Here is a 15,149-nt window from a genome sequence, read left to right on the forward strand (position 1 = left end):
ACGATAAAGGAGGTTCCGCCATATGCGCGTATCGTACGTGACCGTGCGCAAGCGGTTGACGATCGTCTTTTTGACCGGAATTTTGATTTTTGCGATTATCGATCTTCGTCTTGGCTACGTCCAATTTTGGCTCGGCGATCTGTTAGCGGAACGGGCGAAAGGGCTGTGGGGCAGGAACATTCCGTTTGAGCCGAAGCGCGGCGAAATTTTGGATCGCAATGGCGTCCCGTTGGCGACCAACATGAGCGCGCCGACGGTGTACGTCATTCCCCGACAAGTGAAAAACCCAGCGCAGGCAGCGGAAAAATTGGCGCAGGCATTGGGGGGCTCCGTCGAATCGATCTATAAACAAATCACGCAACCAACATCGATCGTCCGTCTCAAAGAAGGGCGGAAAATTTCCGATGAAAAGGCGGCGGATGTGCGCGCTCTCGATCTCGATGGCGTGTATATTGCCGAAGACACGAAGCGCTATTACCCGTTTGGCAGCTATTTGTCGCATGTGCTCGGCTTCACCGGCATCGACAATCAAGGGCTCACCGGGCTTGAGCTGTATTATGATAAGGAGCTGAGCGGCGAGCGCGGATCGGTGCAGTTTTACTCCGATGCCAAAGGCCGGCGCATGCCCGACATGGCGGATGATTATACGCCGCCGACCGACGGCTTGAATTTGGTGTTGACGATCGATTCGCGCATTCAGACGATCGTCGAACGGGAGCTCGACATTGCGGAGGCGAAATACAATCCCGATGGCATCATTGCCATTGCCATGAACCCGAACACCGGCGAAATTTTGGCGATGGCAAGCCGCCCGACTTTCGACCCGTCCAACTACCGCAACGTTCCGCCGGAAATTTACAACCGCAACTTGCCGATTTGGAGTACATATGAACCGGGATCCACGTTCAAAATCATTACGCTGGCCGCGGCGCTGGAAGAGCACAAAGTGAACTTGCTGAAAGACCATTTCTTTGATCCGGGGTATGCGAAAGTCGCCGGCGCTACGCTCCGTTGTTGGAAAAAAGGCGGCCACGGAGAGCAGACGTTTTTGGAAGTCGTGCAAAATTCGTGCAACCCAGGATTTGTCGAGTTGGGGGAACGGTTAGGGAAAGAGACGTTGTTTAAGTATATTAAGCAATTCGGGTTTGGCGAGAAAACCGGCATTGATTTGCAAGGGGAAGGAACGGGCATTTTATTTGATTTAAAACGAGTCGGGCCGGTGGAGCTGGCGACGACGGCGTTCGGCCAAGGGGTGTCGGTGACGCCGATTCAGCAGGTGGCCGCTGTATCGGCGGCGATCAACGGCGGCATTTTGTACACGCCATACGTCGCCAAGCAATGGGTTGACCCGGAGACGGGGGAAATCGTGCGCCGCAATACCCCGAAGGCAAAACGGCGCGTCATTTCCGAGGAAACATCCAAACAAGTCCGGTACGCGCTTGAGAGCGTCGTCGCGCAAGGAACAGGGAAAAAGGCGTATGTCGAAGGCTACCGCGTCGGCGGAAAAACCGGAACGGCGCAAAAGGCGCAAGGCGGCCGCTATTTGCAAAACAATCATATCGTATCGTTCATCGGCTTTGCTCCGGCGGACGATCCGCAGCTCGTCGTCTACGTGGCGGTTGACAATCCGAAAGGGACCGTTCAGTTTGGCGGCACGGTGGCGGCGCCGATTGTAGGGAAAATCATGGAAGATAGCTTGCGCACGATCGGAGTGAAGCCGCGTCCGGATCAATTGGAAAAAGAGCGTGATTGGAACGAGCCGAAAGTGATTGAAGTGCCGAACTTGATCGGGTTGACAAAAAAAGATTTGCAAGAACAGCTTTTTGACTTAAAATTAGATGTTAGTGGCGAAGGGGATGTCGTGGTCGAACAATCTCCAGAGCCGGGAGCGAGAGTAAAAGAAGGCTCGACCATCCGCATTTATTTCGCAAAAGAACGGTAAAGGGATCGGGTAAGGGGCGGCCGATGCGATGACACGTCGGGTTGGCTGTGCCCCTTTTTCCGCTGTCCGCATCGTTCGGCAGACGATTTCGATGGGAAAGGAATGGACCAACATGAAGCTGCTGACATTATTGTCCCGTTTGCCTAGTTTTTGGACGCATTGCGGGGGAAACCCGGATATCGTTGCGCTCGAAATGGATTCGCGCCGCGTCCAGCCTGGCTCTCTCTTTTTTTGCCTGAAGGGATTTACGGTTGACGGCCACGATTTTGCCGCTGAGGCAGCGGCGCGCGGCGCGGCGGCTATGATCGCTGAGCGGCCGCTTCCGGTTGACGTTCCGGTCGTGGTCGTGCCAGATAGCCGGCGGGCGATGGCCATATTGGCGGATGCGTTTTATGGGCAGCCAACCCATCGCCTTCATTTGGTGGGCGTGACGGGCACAAACGGCAAAACGACGACGACTTCGATCATTGAACAGATTGCCAGATACAACGGCAAAAAGACGGGGCTGATCGGCACGGTGCAGATCAAAATCGGCGACCGCTCTTATCCTTCGGTGAATACGACGCCGGAGTCGCTTATGCTGCAGCGCACGTTCAAACAAATGGTGGATGAAGGGGTCGAGTTCGCCGCGATGGAAGTATCGTCGCACGCGCTGCACCAAGGACGGGTGCACGGCTGCGACTATGATGTGGCCGTCTTTACGAATTTGACGCAAGACCATCTCGATTATCATGGGACGATGGAAGAGTATCGAAATGCCAAAGGGCTGTTGTTTGCCCAGCTCGGCAACCGCTATGACGAACAGCGCCCCAAATTTGCCGTTTTGAATCATGACGATCCGGTTTCGCAATATTATAAACATATGACGGCAGCGCCGATCATCACTTACGGGATAAACGAAAAAAGCGATGTGACGGCGGAAGACATTCGCATGACCCCAAGCGGAATGGCGTTTCGGCTTTGCACGCCGCATGGGGCGGCCGCGGTCGAAACGAAGCTCGTCGGGGCGTTCAATGTATATAATATTCTTGCCGCCGCTTCCGCTTGCCTCGCTTCCGGTTTTCCGCTGGAAGCGCTCGCCGCTGCGCTCGCTGCTGTCGAGCCGGTACCGGGACGCTTTGAAACGGTTGATGAAGGGCAACCCTTTACGGTCATCGTCGATTACGCCCATACGCCGGACAGTCTAGAAAACGCCTTGAAAACGGTGCGCCAGTTTGCGAAGCGGAACGTCTATGTCGTCATCGGCTGCGGCGGTGATCGCGACCGGTCGAAGCGGCCGCTGATGGCGCGGGCGGCGGTGCAATTCGCCGATCTGGCCATTTTCACTTCCGACAATCCGCGTTCGGAAGACCCGAAGCAAATTTTGCGCGACATGGAAGCGGGAGTCGAGCCTGGCATGGGAGCGTATGTGACGATCCCCGACCGAAAAGAGGCGATTCGCTATGCGGTGCACAACGCCCAGGAAGGGGACGTTGTCCTGATCGCCGGCAAAGGGCATGAAACGTACCAAATCATTGGCGATGACGTGATTGAGTTTGACGATCGCGCCGTCGCCCGAATGGCGCTGAAGGAGAGAGGATGACGATGATCGCGTATACGATGGTGAAATCGGTGGCAACGGAGGCGCGCGGAATTGTCGATGAAACGATTCGCTTCCATGCCGTATTTGTCGATCCGACAAGACAAGTGAAAAAAGGATTGTTTGTGCCGCTCGAAAACGGGGCGGAAACGTTGAAACTGGCGATTGAACATGGCGCGATCGGCGCGTTTTGGCGGCTTGGCGACCCGCTGCCGCGCTACATCCCGAACCAGTTTCCGCTCTTTTTCGTCCCATCGCCGCTGGAAGCGGCGGCCGCCCTGTTTGCGCGCTATGTGGAGCAGTCCGGCGCCGCCGGGGAAGCGGAGTTTTTCTTCACCCTTCCCGATGGCGCCTCAGTGGATGAGGACGTTCGCCGCCGGCTCGCCGACTTGCAGAAGCGGTGGCTGAACGTGCGGCCGGCTAAAGGATGTGAAGACGTATGCGAGAGCCAATGATCATCATGGCCATGGCGGTTTCCTTTTTCGTCACCGTCATTTTGTCGCCGCTCGTAATCCCGTTTTTGCGCCGGTTGAAGTTTGGACAAAGCATTCGCGAAGAAGGGCCGAAGTCGCATCAAAAAAAATCAGGTACCCCAACGATGGGGGGAATCATGATTTTGGCGGCGATTGCGGTGACGACCGTATGGGTGGCGCCCCATTTCACCCCCGTATCCACAGGGACGTACTTATTGTTGTTCGTCACCATCGGCTATGGGGCGCTCGGTTTGCTCGATGATTTGATCAAAGTGGTGATGAAGCGGAACCTTGGCTTGACGAGCCGGCAAAAATTTATCGGCCAGCTCGTCATTGCGGCGGTCTTTTTTGCCGTTTACCGTCAAAGCGGATTTTCCACTGCGCTACATATTCCTGGCACCGATCGGTCGGTCGAGCTAGGTGTGGCTTATGGGGTGCTGCTGTTGTTTATGCTTGTCGGCAGCTCCAACGCCGTCAATTTGACGGACGGGCTTGACGGACTGCTCGCAGGGACGGCGGCGATCGCTTTCGGGGCTTACGCGGTGTTGGCTTGGAATCAGGGGCAGTACGACATTGCTGTCTTTTGCGTGGCCGTTGTCGGGGCGGTGCTCGGCTTTTTGGTGTTTAATGCCCATCCCGCGAAAGTGTTCATGGGCGATACCGGTTCGCTGGCGCTTGGCGGCGCGATTGCGGCCGTTGCCGCTTTGACGAAACTGGAGCTATTGCTTGTCGTCATCGGCGGGGTGTTTGTCATTGAGACGCTGTCGGTCATCATTCAAGTCGCTTCGTTTAAAATGACCGGCAAGCGCGTGTTCCGCATGAGCCCGCTTCATCACCATTATGAGCTTGTCGGTTGGTCGGAATGGCGCATTGTCGTCACATTTTGGACGGTCGGGCTGTTATTCGCCATGTTAGGAATTTATATCGAGGTGTGGATGTAATTGAAACCGACTCTGTCTTATCAACATCGTCGTGTGCTGGTCATTGGATTAGCGAAAAGCGGAGTGGCGGCGGCGCGGCTGCTTGTGGAGCTGGGCGCCGATGTGGTTGTCAATGACCAAAAGCCGCTTTTTGAAAATACGGAGGCTCGGCAGCTGGAACAGCTTGGCGTCCGCGTCATTTGCGGCGGACACCCGCTCGAGCTGCTCGATGAGCCGTTTGATCTTGTCGTGAAAAACCCGGGCATTCCGTACACGAACCCGATGGTGAAACGGGCGCTGGAAAAAGGGTTGCCGGTGGTCACCGAAGTGGAGCTTGCCTACCACATTTCCGAAGGGCCGTTGATCGGCATCACCGGCTCGAACGGAAAAACGACGACGACGACGCTCATTTATGAAATGTTAAAAGCGGACGGAAAAGATCCGCTGCTTGCTGGCAACATCGGCCTTGTCGCCTGTGAAGTGGCGAGAGAGGCAAAGCCGGGACAATGGCTCGTCACCGAGCTGTCTTCGTTTCAGCTCGCCGGCATTGATCAGTTCCGGCCGGCCATTGCGGTATTGCTCAACATTTTTGACGCGCATTTGGATTATCATGGAACGAAAGAGGCGTACGTGGCGGCGAAGGCCAACATTTTCCGCAACCAGACGAAGCGCGATTACGCCGTCGTCAATGCCGATGATCCGATTGTGATGGCCGCCGCTTCGTCGATTCGAGCGCAAAAAGTGCTGTTTTCGGCGACGAAACCTCTCGGCGAAGGAGCGTACGTTCAAGACGGCGCCGTCTATTGGAATGGCGAGCCCGTCATTCCAATCGCCGACATCGTCCTTCCAGGTCAGCACAATTTGGAGAATATCACCGCGGCGGTGGCGGCCGCCAAGTTGGCCGGCGCCAGCCATGAGGCGATCCGCCGGGTGCTGGCGACGTTTTCCGGCGTGAAACATCGGCTTCAGTATGTGGCGGAAATTGACGGCCGGCGATTTTTCAATGACTCGAAAGCGACGAATATCTTGGCGACGCAAAAGGCGCTCTCGGCGTTCGCTGGCGAGCCGGTCATTTTGCTCGCTGGCGGGCTTGACCGCGGCAATGAGTTTGATGATCTTCTTCCGTATTTGCAACGGGTGAAGGCCGTTGTATTGTTCGGCCAGACGGCGGCCAAAATCGGTCGCATCGCCCAACAAGCGGGAATAGAAACGATCCGATATGTCGATAATGTGGAAAAAGCCGTCCCGATTGCTTTCGAGCTTTCCGAACCGGGCGACGTCATTTTGCTCTCTCCGGCCTGCGCCAGCTGGGATCAATACAAAACTTTCGAGGAGAGAGGGGACATTTTTATCAACGCCGTGCATAAGTTGAAATAGAGGGAAAGGGACAGCCCTTTCCCTCTAGTTTACAAAAATAGAGGTGTTGGGCATTGCCGCGGAAAAGGTCTGCGCCGGATATTTTGCTCATTCTTTTAACGTTTTCGCTTCTGGCCATCGGGCTGATCATGGTGTACAGCGCGAGCGCCATTTGGGCGGAATACAAGTTCAATGATTCGTTTTTCTTTGCCAAGCGCCAGCTGTTGTTCGCAGGTATTGGCGTCATCGCGATGTTTTTTGTCATGAACATCGATTATTGGGTATGGCGCGACTGGTCGAAAGTGCTGCTTGGCGTTTGTTTTGTGCTGCTCGTTTTGGTGCTCATTCCCGGCATCGGCATGGTGCGGAACGGATCGCGCAGCTGGATCGGCGTCGGGGCGTTTTCCATTCAGCCGTCTGAGTTTACGAAGCTCGCCATGATCGCCTTTTTGGCCAAATATTTATCGGAAAACCAAAAAAAGATTCCTTCGTTCAAACAGGGACTGCTGCCGGCGCTGTTGCTCGTGTTTGCCGCGTTCGGCATGATTATGCTGCAGCCGGACTTAGGGACGGGAACGGTCATGGTCGGCACTTGTGTGACGATGATTTTCGTCGCCGGCGCCCGCCTCAGCCATTTTGCCGGGCTTGGCATCTTGGGGCTCGCCGGGTTTGCCGCCCTTGTTTTATCCGCGCCGTACCGGATCAAACGAATTACGTCCTTTTTAAACCCGTGGGAGGACCCGCTCGGAAGCGGGTTTCAGATCATTCAGTCGCTGTATGCCATCGGGCCGGGCGGTTTGTTTGGCCTCGGGCTCGGGCAAAGCCGGCAAAAGTTTTTTTACTTGCCGGAGCCGCAAACGGATTTTATTTTCGCCATTTTGGCGGAGGAGCTCGGTTTTATCGGCGGCTCGCTCGTCCTATTGCTTTTTGCCCTTCTCCTCTGGCGCGGGGTGCGCATCGCTCTTGGCGCGCCCGATTTGTACGGCAGCTTTTTGGCGCTTGGCATCATTTCGATGATCGCCATTCAAGTGATGATCAACATTGGCGTTGTGACCGGATTAATGCCCGTCACTGGCATCACCCTTCCGTTTTTGAGCTACGGCGGATCATCGCTGACGCTCATGCTTATGGCCATCGGCGTGCTGCTGAACATCAGCCGGCATGCCCGCTATTAGGCAGGCGGCGAAGATCCGCCGCCTTTTTTGTTCGTCCGCGCGTCGAACAGTGCCGGCAAATGCGGCAAAAACAGGCTCTCGCTCGCTTTTTGTTTGTGATATAATGAAAACAAATGCAAAAAAACGGCATCGGCCTCATGGGGTGGGCCAACAGACCAACGGCGGAAAGCAGGGCGTTGGAGAAAGAAAGCGGGGAATGCGATGGAAAAAGGAAAGGTCGTCGTCCTAGAGGATCGCGTGCCAAAGTTGAAAAAGCGGCGTCGTCAAAAAGCGAACCGCCGGCTGATTGCGTATTTGTTCTTCTTTTTTCTGGCCATCTTGTGCGTTCTTTATTTTCAATCGCCGTTTAGCGCGGTCAGGCACATTGAAGTGAGCGGCAACCGCCATTTGTCAGATGAGCGCATCATCAGCCTAAGCGGTGTGACGAAGCGGACAAGCTTTTGGAAAGTGAAGGAACAACAGGTGGAAGCGAACATCGCCCGCCATCCGGAAGTGAAAGAGGTAACGGTCAAAAAGCGGCTGCCGCATACGCTTGTCATTCATGTCCGCGAATGGCGGCGGATCGCCTATGTATACGATCAGCAAACGTTTTTTCCCCTGCTCGAAAACGGGCGGCTGCTGAAGAAGGAAGGCGTCAAAACGGCGCCGACCGATGCGCCTGTTTTGGTCGGCTGGAAAAACGGCGACGCCATTGCCGAGATGACGGGACAACTTGCCGAACTGCCGGCCGCCGTGCTTGGCGCCATGTCGGAAATTCATTACAAGCCGACGAAGGAGTATGAAGACCGCGTCATCGTCTATATGAACGATGGCTATGAGGTGAGCGCGACGATTCGGCGCTTTGCCGACAAGCTGGCGCATTATCCGGCGATTGTCGCCGCGCTGGACCGAAATGTCAAAGGAGTTATTCATTTGGAAGTCGGCAGCTACTTTGTTCCTTACGATCCGCCGAAAAAGGAGGATGACGATGAAGCGCCAAGCTCGTAGCCGCATCCTTCTGACGATCATTTGCTTTATTTTCGGTGCCATGCTCGGGTTTTCGTATCAGCACGCCAGCAAAGAAGCGTCCCACCGCGGATGGAAGGACGGCGAGTGGAACAAAGAGTATGAATATCGTTCGGCGCTTCTTTCTTTGCAAAAGGAAAACCGATCGCTCAAGCAACAGCTTGTTCAAAAACAAGAGGAGCTGGCCGCATGGGAGAAAAAGCTTTCCGAGAAGCAGGAAAGCGAAGCCGGGTTGGCAGAGGAAGCGAAACAGCTGCGCATGTATATCGGAAAAGCGAGGGTGAAAGGGAAAGGCGTTGCAGTCACGCTTTCCGATTCCTCTTATATCCCCTCTGAAGCGAGCGCTACCGATTACATCGTTCACGAACAGCACGTCTGGAGCGTTGTTCATGAGCTGCTCATCTCCGGCGCTGAAGCCGTTGCCATTAACGGGCAGCGCATTTCCCATCGTTCGTACATCGTTTGCAACGGCCCCGTCATTGAAGTGGATGGGACGCCGCATGCGGCCCCGTTTGTCATTTCGGCGATCGGCAATCCGGATGTGCTCGCCTCCGCGCTCGGACTCCCTGGCGGCGTTGTCGATCAGCTCGTTGAAGACCATGTCGATGTGAAGGTGGAAAAGCAAGAGGCGATCGTTCTTGATCCGATTTTTGCGCCCAAGCCATAAGGAAGGGTGGTGAAGCGCATTGCACCCAAAAAGACAGCTGTATTTTGCCGGAGTCGCCGCCGTGTTTGGCATGATGATCGCGGTGGGGCTGCGCACGACGCTGCCTGCAGAAGGACGCGACACGCGCGACATTTGGCAGCTGCGCGCTGATTTGACGAAAGAGCAGAAACTAGAACAGCAGCTGCTTGACGAGCTTGAAAAGTATGAGGAGCGGCTGCGCTACTATCGACAAAAAGAAGCGACAGGCGGGGCAGAGGCGCTCGAGACGACCGTCGCCGAACTTCGCGAAGCGGCCGGGCTGACGGAAGCAAAAGGCCCCGGTGTTGTGCTGACGATCGCGCCGCTTGCCGGCTATGTTGGGCCGGTCGCGGCAACCGTGTCGCCGGAGCTGCTGCAACGGCTGGTCAACGAGTTGAATAAGTACGGAGCGAAAGAAATCGAAATCGGTGGGGAGCGGCTGACGAATGGGACGGCGATTCGCGACGTCAACGGCATCACCAAAGTCGGGCTCCGCCCCGTGGGGCTGCCCACCACCGTCAAAGTGATGGCCGATGATGTCGATAAGCTGTACAGCGGATTGTCTGTTTCCCCGATTCGCGATGACTTTGCCGTTGAAAATCTGGACTTGGCGATCTCTCCCCCTCAACCAACCGTTGTCCTTCCGCCTGCTTCCGCGCGGCCAAATGTCAAGTATATGGAAACGGTCAACGCCGGCAAGGAGGGGAAATAGGATGTGGCTGCCGCTTCTTGGCTTGCTGCTTGGGTTTGCCATCGGCGTTCTTGCCGGCTGGGAAGTTCCCGATGCCTATTCCAGTTATTTATCGATTGCCATTTTGGCTGCCTTTGATACATTAATAGGAGGGTGGCGCGCCCATTTGCAGCAAACGTATGACGAAATGGTATTTATAACGGGATTTTTTTTCAACATTGTTCTTGCTGCAACTTTAACTTTTCTTGGGGTGCATCTTGGTGTAGACTTGTACTTAGCAGCCGTGTTTGCTTTCGGCGTTCGCCTTTTTCAGAACATGGCCATCATCCGCCGCCTTTGGCTTGCCGAGTGGGCGAAGCGGCGGCAAAATCGTGAAAAAAGTTAAGCGAACGACAGGGAAAGTCTTTTCGCGTGTTGAATTATTTATGAAAGAAAACGAGCAAACGAAACAACCGTTCATAGATGAAAAGAGTGGGGAAATTTCAGCCGAAAAAGGAGGTGTCGCTGCTTACTGAAACGCCGGCCGGCACCGGCGCGTTTTTAGTAGGCAGATGCCAAAAGATGAGCAGCAATGAGATCGTCGTGAGCTTAGATGTGGGAACATCGAGCGTCAAAGTCATCATCGGAGAAATGCTAGGAAGCTCCATCAATATTATGGGAATTGGCAATGTCAAATCAGAAGGGCTGAAAAAAGGTGCGATTGTTGATATAGATAAAACGGTGCATTCCATCAAGCGCGCGGTCGAACAAGCGGAACGGATGGTCGGATTGTCGATTCGCCGCGTTATCGTCGGGGTGGCAGGAAGCCATATTCAGCTTCATGATTGCCATGGCATCGTGGCGGTGGCAAGCGAAAACCGTGAAATCAGCGATGAAGATGTCGCGCGCGTCATCGATGCGGCTCAAGTCGTCTCGATTCCCCCCGATCGGGAGATTATTGGCGTCGTTCCGCGCCAGTTTATCGTCGATGGACTGGACGGTATTCATGACCCGCGCGGCATGCTCGGCGTCCGTCTGGAAATGGAAGGGACTATGATCACTGGCGCGAAGACCGTGTTACATAATCTTCTTCGCTGCGTGGAGCGAGCCGGCTTGGAGATCAGCGACATTTGCCTTCAGCCGCTAGCCGCCGGCTCGCTTGCGCTGTCCGATGACGAGCGGCATTTGGGAGCGGCGTTGGTCGATCTTGGGGGCGGCTCGACAACGGTAGCCGTCTTTGAACAAGGGGCGCTTCAAGCCGTTTCCTCGCTGCCGGTCGGCGGCGAGCATATTACGAAAGATTTGGCGATCGGGTTGCGAACGACAACGGATGACGCGGAAAAAATCAAACTGAAGCACGGGCATGCGTGCTACGATTACGCTTCTGAAGAGGAAGTGTTCAGCGTCCCGATCATGGGCACGGATCAGCACCAACAGTTCAGTCAGCTCGAGATTGCTGACATTATTGAAGCGCGAGCGGAAGAAATGCTGCAAATGGTCCAGCAGGAAGTGCGCCGGCTCGGGTTTCGCGATCTTCCCGGCGGCTATGTGCTGACCGGCGGCGTGGCCAATCTGCCGGGGCTGCTTGAATTGGCCCATATGGTGCTCGGGACAAGCGTTCGCGTTGCCATGCCAGACTATATCGGCGTGCGTGACCCGCAATATACGGTTGGCGTCGGGCTGCTCAAGTTCGCCTATCGGCAGGCGCAGCTGCAAGGGAAAGCGGTCCCGGCCGCTGCTGCCGCGGAGCCGGCGGACCGCCCCGCGCCGAAACAGCAGATGAAGCCCAAAAAGAAAGAGGACCATTTCGGAAGGAAAGTCAAACGATTTTTCGGTTCTTTCTTCGAATAGAGATTGAAATGTAGGAGGATTCGGCAATGTTGGAGTTTGAGACAACGGTTGATCAGTTGGCAACGATCAAGGTGATTGGGGTCGGGGGCGGCGGCAACAACGCCGTGAATCGAATGATTGAGCACGGGGTGCAAGGTGTCGAATTTATCGCAGTCAATACCGATGCGCAGGCGCTCAACTTGTCAAAAGCGCCGATCAAGCTGCAAATCGGGGCAAAGCTGACACGCGGCTTAGGTGCGGGGGCGAACCCGGAAGTGGGAAAAAAAGCGGCTGAGGAGAGCAAGGAGCAAATCGAAGAGGCGCTGCGCGGCGCCGACATGGTGTTTGTCACCGCCGGCATGGGCGGCGGCACGGGAACGGGAGCAGCGCCGGTCATCGCCCAAATCGCCCGTGAATTAGGGGCGCTGACGGTCGGTGTCGTGACCCGTCCGTTCACCTTTGAAGGGCGGAAACGCGCAACTCAAGCGGCCAGCGGCATCGCCGCCATGAAGGAAGCGGTCGACACGCTCATCGTCATCCCTAACGATCGGCTGCTCGAAATTGTGGACAAAAACACGCCGATGCTCGAGGCGTTCCGCGAAGCGGACAACGTATTGCGCCAAGGGGTGCAAGGCATATCCGACTTGATCGCCGTGCCGGGGCTCATCAACCTTGACTTCGCCGATGTGAAAACGATCATGTCCAATAAAGGCTCGGCATTGATGGGGATTGGCATCGCCAGCGGGGAAAACCGGGCGGCGGAGGCGGCGAAAAAGGCCATCTCCAGCCCGTTGCTCGAAACGTCCATCGATGGCGCGCAAGGGGTGCTCATGAACATCACCGGCGGGATGAACTTGAGTTTGTATGAGGTGCAGGAAGCGGCCGATATCGTCGCTTCGGCGGCCGATCAGGAAGTGAACATGATCTTCGGTTCCGTGATTAACGAGAACTTAAAGGATGAAATCATCGTGACGGTCATCGCGACCGGATTCAACGAAAACGTCGCTTCGCAGTCGCGTCCGCCGCGCATCGGCACGGCAACGAAGGCCGCGCCAGCACCGAAACGGGAAAAGCGCGACGAACCGGCGCAAGATTACGCGGCGCTCCGTTCGGGGCAAGCGGAAGACCCGCTCGATATTCCCGCCTTCTTGCGAAACCGCAACCGTCGCCGCTAGCAGCGGCCGCAGATAGTAGCAGCTGCGGACGGCAACGGACGACAGCAACCGCCTATAGCGATGAAAGAGAGGCTGACCCAAAAGGTTATCTCTCTTCAAGATTGGCGCAACGTATCGTGCGGCAGAAGCAGTCAGCCCGTATATATAGCAACGAAAGAGGGTGTCTCGATCCTTTCGGGACACCCTCGTTTTTTTTGCTTAGGTGTTGACGTGTGCTTGCTGTCTTTTGGCATCGGCGGCGGGGAACGGGCCGCAAGGGGGCGTGCGGCGGGCGCTTCTTTTCATTTGGCTGCCGCGTTTCAGCAAACACGGTCAGGCGGCCGCGCTCTTGGGTTTTTCGGCTTCTCTTTTCGTTCCCCTTGGCATGATGCGACACGAAACGAAACGGCTCCTTGGCGCTTGCCGTTGATCTGCCGCGATTCCCTTCGCTTTGACAAAACATCCTTTTTTTCACGGCCACCGATTGACAGACTTCCTGCTGGCAGGTGCTATATACTTGTTTCAGACAAAGCCGCTGGGGGCGGGGGAGGGCTTTTGTTTTGGTCGTCTATCTCGATGTCATTTGGCTGCTAAACGTTTGCTTTGACGCGCTGCTTCTGTGGCTGACGGCGCTTATGCTCAAGCGGCCGATCGTCTGGTGGCGATTGTTGGCCGGAGCGCTCATCGGCTCCATGCTCGTGGTGCTGTTATTCACCCCTGCTGCCGCCATCGCCCAACATCCGCTGAGCAAAATCGGCGTGTCGGTGCTGATTGTGCTCGCCGCTTTCGGTTTTAAACGGCCGCGTTATTTGCTTGAAAACATGCTGGCGTTTTATTTTGCCACCTTCGCTGTCGGTGGCGGCATGCTGGCGGTCCATTACTTTTTCGCCCAGCATTGGTCGGTTCGGCAAGGGCTTCTTTTCATGCGCCAGCCCGGAGCGGGCGACCCGATCAGCTGGCTGTTTGTGATCGTCGGGTTTCCGGTTTTATGGCTGTTTTCGCGCCGCCGTGTGGAAGCGATTCGCGAAAAAAAACTTCGGTTTGAGCATATCATCGACGTCACCGTCATCTGGGACGGGCGAACGCTCGCGCTCCGCGGCTTGATCGACAGCGGAAATCAGCTCGTCGATCCGCTGACGAAAACGCCGGTGATGGTGGTGGAGCGGGAAAAAGCGAAAGGGGTGCTGCCGGAAGACTTGCTCGTTTGCCTCGGCAGCCATGCGTCCTTAGACGCTCTTCCAGAACGATGGATGGACCGTCTTCGCCTCATCCCGTATCGCTCCGTTGGCAGCGGCCCGCAATGGATGATGGCCATTAAGCCGGATGGCGTAATGCTGCGGTATGAAAACGAGTGGCTGGAGGTGGCGCACGGGCTCGTCGCGCTCAGCACGGAACCGTTGTCAGCCGATGGGGAGTATGACTGCATCGTCCATCCGAAAATGGTGCAGACGGGAAGGAACGTAACGGCTTCGTAGGCGCTTCTTGACCTGCCGGAGCGGTAGGCTGTTAATGGGAAAAAACAGTCGGTTTCGTAGCTCGTTACTATATCATACTCGCTTTTGATGCGTTTAGAAGGGGGATTTTCATGAAAAGATGGAAATTTCGTTTCATGTACTGGCTGTATAAGCTGCTGGCGAAAATCGGCCTGAAGGCGGATGAAATTTATTATATCGGCGGCAGTGAGGCGCTTCCCCCGCCGCTGACAAAAGAGGAGGAAGAGCAGCTGATCGCGCGGCTTGCCGCTGGCGATGAGACGGCCAGATCGCTGCTTATTGAGCGCAACTTGCGCCTCGTCGTTTACATCGCGCGCAAGTTTGAGAACACCGGCATTCACATTGAAGATTTGATCAGCATCGGAACGATCGGCCTCATCAAAGCGGTCAACACGTTCAACCCGGAGAAAAAGATCAAGCTGGCCACATACGCCTCCCGCTGCATTGAAAACGAAATTTTAATGTATTTGCGCCGCAACAATAAAGTGCGGGCCGAAGTATCGTTTGATGAGCCGTTGAATATCGATTGGGACGGCAACGAACTGCTGCTGTCCGATGTGCTTGGCACAGAAGACGACGTCATTACGAAAGACTTGGAAGCGGACGTCGACCGGCGCCTGCTGCTCAACGCCTTGCGCCAGCTGAGCGATCGTGAGAAGCAAATTATGGAGCTGCGTTTTGGCCTGTCAGGCGGTGAAGAAAAAACGCAAAAAGATGTCGCTGATTTGCTCGGCATCTCGCAATCGTACATATCGCGGTTGGAGAAGCGGATCATTAAACGGTTGCGCAAAGAATTTAATAAAATGATGTAGACAGGCGGCGGGGCGAGGCTTCGCCGCTTTTTCCATGTTGGACAGGCTGTGCATA

The 15,149-nt window shown here is 55.5% G+C and carries 15 protein-coding genes; all 15 read left to right on the forward strand.

All coding sequences use genetic code 11. The annotated features are described in order from the left end of the window. The first annotated feature begins 22 nt into the window (after positions 1-22). The 15 genes from B4113_RS16945 (at position 23) to sigE (ending at position 15,094) form a co-directional block, all read left to right on the forward strand. On the forward strand, positions 23-1,942 hold the full coding sequence (locus tag B4113_RS16945; protein ID WP_033843480.1) for a stage V sporulation protein D: 1,920 nt from the start codon (positions 23-25) through the stop codon (positions 1,940-1,942). Positions 1,943-2,054: 112 nt separating this feature from the next. Beyond that, positions 2,055-3,524 (forward strand): UDP-N-acetylmuramoyl-L-alanyl-D-glutamate--2,6-diaminopimelate ligase, encoded by a 1,470-nt coding sequence (locus tag B4113_RS16950; protein ID WP_033844846.1) that lies wholly within the window; start codon positions 2,055-2,057, stop codon positions 3,522-3,524. Then, on the forward strand, positions 3,521-3,976 hold the full coding sequence (locus B4113_RS16955) for a hypothetical protein (RefSeq protein WP_033843481.1): 456 nt from the start codon (positions 3,521-3,523) through the stop codon (positions 3,974-3,976). The genes B4113_RS16950 and B4113_RS16955 overlap by 4 nt, the downstream gene beginning before the upstream one ends. Beyond that, entirely contained in the window at positions 3,961-4,935 is a 975-nt protein-coding gene (gene mraY / locus B4113_RS16960; RefSeq protein WP_033843482.1) for a phospho-N-acetylmuramoyl-pentapeptide-transferase, read from the forward strand. The genes B4113_RS16955 and mraY overlap by 16 nt, the downstream gene beginning before the upstream one ends. Further along, positions 4,936-6,291 (forward strand): UDP-N-acetylmuramoyl-L-alanine--D-glutamate ligase, encoded by a 1,356-nt coding sequence (gene murD / locus B4113_RS16965; RefSeq protein WP_033843483.1) that lies wholly within the window; start codon positions 4,936-4,938, stop codon positions 6,289-6,291. A gap of 53 nt (positions 6,292-6,344) precedes the next feature. Then, complete coding sequence (gene spoVE / locus B4113_RS16970) at positions 6,345-7,445, forward strand: stage V sporulation protein E (RefSeq protein WP_033843484.1); 1,101 nt, start codon at positions 6,345-6,347, stop codon at positions 7,443-7,445. Positions 7,446-7,646: 201 nt separating this feature from the next. Next, positions 7,647-8,432, forward strand: a complete 786-nt coding sequence (divIB, locus tag B4113_RS16975; protein ID WP_033843486.1) for a cell division protein DivIB — start codon at positions 7,647-7,649, stop codon at positions 8,430-8,432. Beyond that, entirely contained in the window at positions 8,413-9,117 is a 705-nt protein-coding gene (locus B4113_RS16980) for a DUF881 domain-containing protein (RefSeq protein ID WP_033843487.1), read from the forward strand. Before divIB ends, B4113_RS16980 begins: the two co-directional genes overlap by 20 nt. A gap of 70 nt (positions 9,118-9,187) precedes the next feature. Further along, entirely contained in the window at positions 9,188-9,847 is a 660-nt protein-coding gene (locus B4113_RS16985; protein ID WP_051962810.1) for a DUF881 domain-containing protein, read from the forward strand. A gap of 1 nt (position 9,848) precedes the next feature. Next, entirely contained in the window at positions 9,849-10,211 is a 363-nt protein-coding gene (locus B4113_RS16990; protein ID WP_033022217.1) for a small basic family protein, read from the forward strand. Beyond that, the gene (locus tag B4113_RS19975; RefSeq protein ID WP_156102707.1) at positions 10,198-10,341 is read left to right on the forward strand and encodes a hypothetical protein; all 144 of its coding nucleotides are present in this window, start codon (positions 10,198-10,200) and stop codon (positions 10,339-10,341) included. Before B4113_RS16990 ends, B4113_RS19975 begins: the two co-directional genes overlap by 14 nt. A 46-nt stretch (positions 10,342-10,387) precedes the next feature. Beyond that, the gene (gene ftsA, locus B4113_RS16995; RefSeq protein ID WP_033022325.1) at positions 10,388-11,656 is read left to right on the forward strand and encodes a cell division protein FtsA; all 1,269 of its coding nucleotides are present in this window, start codon (positions 10,388-10,390) and stop codon (positions 11,654-11,656) included. A 26-nt stretch (positions 11,657-11,682) separates the two neighbouring features. Then, positions 11,683-12,810 (forward strand): cell division protein FtsZ, encoded by a 1,128-nt coding sequence (ftsZ, locus tag B4113_RS17000; protein ID WP_033022220.1) that lies wholly within the window; start codon positions 11,683-11,685, stop codon positions 12,808-12,810. 539 nt (positions 12,811-13,349) lie between these two features. Then, on the forward strand, positions 13,350-14,264 hold the full coding sequence (spoIIGA, locus tag B4113_RS17010) for a sigma-E processing peptidase SpoIIGA (RefSeq protein ID WP_033022224.1): 915 nt from the start codon (positions 13,350-13,352) through the stop codon (positions 14,262-14,264). Between the two features lie 110 nt (positions 14,265-14,374). Then, on the forward strand, positions 14,375-15,094 hold the full coding sequence (gene sigE / locus B4113_RS17015; protein WP_033022225.1) for an RNA polymerase sporulation sigma factor SigE: 720 nt from the start codon (positions 14,375-14,377) through the stop codon (positions 15,092-15,094). Positions 15,095-15,149: the final 55 nt, after the last annotated feature.

Source organism: Geobacillus sp. B4113_201601, assembly GCF_001587475.1.
GTDB lineage: Bacteria > Bacillota > Bacilli > Bacillales > Anoxybacillaceae > Geobacillus > Geobacillus icigianus.

Coding starts and splice junctions, on each gene's coding strand:
- B4113_RS16985 (WP_051962810.1), top strand. CDS start 9,188: ATGATGATCGCGGTGGGGCTGCGCACGACGCTGCCTGCAGAAGGACGC.
- mraY (WP_033843482.1), top strand. CDS start 3,961: ATGCGAGAGCCAATGATCATCATGGCCATGGCGGTTTCCTTTTTCGTC.
- ftsZ (WP_033022220.1), top strand. CDS start 11,683: ATGTTGGAGTTTGAGACAACGGTTGATCAGTTGGCAACGATCAAGGTG.
- B4113_RS16945 (WP_033843480.1), top strand. CDS start 23: ATGCGCGTATCGTACGTGACCGTGCGCAAGCGGTTGACGATCGTCTTT.
- B4113_RS16955 (WP_033843481.1), top strand. CDS start 3,521: ATGACGATGATCGCGTATACGATGGTGAAATCGGTGGCAACGGAGGCG.
- sigE (WP_033022225.1), top strand. CDS start 14,375: ATGAAAAGATGGAAATTTCGTTTCATGTACTGGCTGTATAAGCTGCTG.
- divIB (WP_033843486.1), top strand. CDS start 7,647: ATGGAAAAAGGAAAGGTCGTCGTCCTAGAGGATCGCGTGCCAAAGTTG.
- B4113_RS16950 (WP_033844846.1), top strand. CDS start 2,055: ATGAAGCTGCTGACATTATTGTCCCGTTTGCCTAGTTTTTGGACGCAT.
- ftsA (WP_033022325.1), top strand. CDS start 10,388: ATGAGCAGCAATGAGATCGTCGTGAGCTTAGATGTGGGAACATCGAGC.
- B4113_RS16980 (WP_033843487.1), top strand. CDS start 8,413: ATGAAGCGCCAAGCTCGTAGCCGCATCCTTCTGACGATCATTTGCTTT.
- B4113_RS16990 (WP_033022217.1), top strand. CDS start 9,849: ATGTGGCTGCCGCTTCTTGGCTTGCTGCTTGGGTTTGCCATCGGCGTT.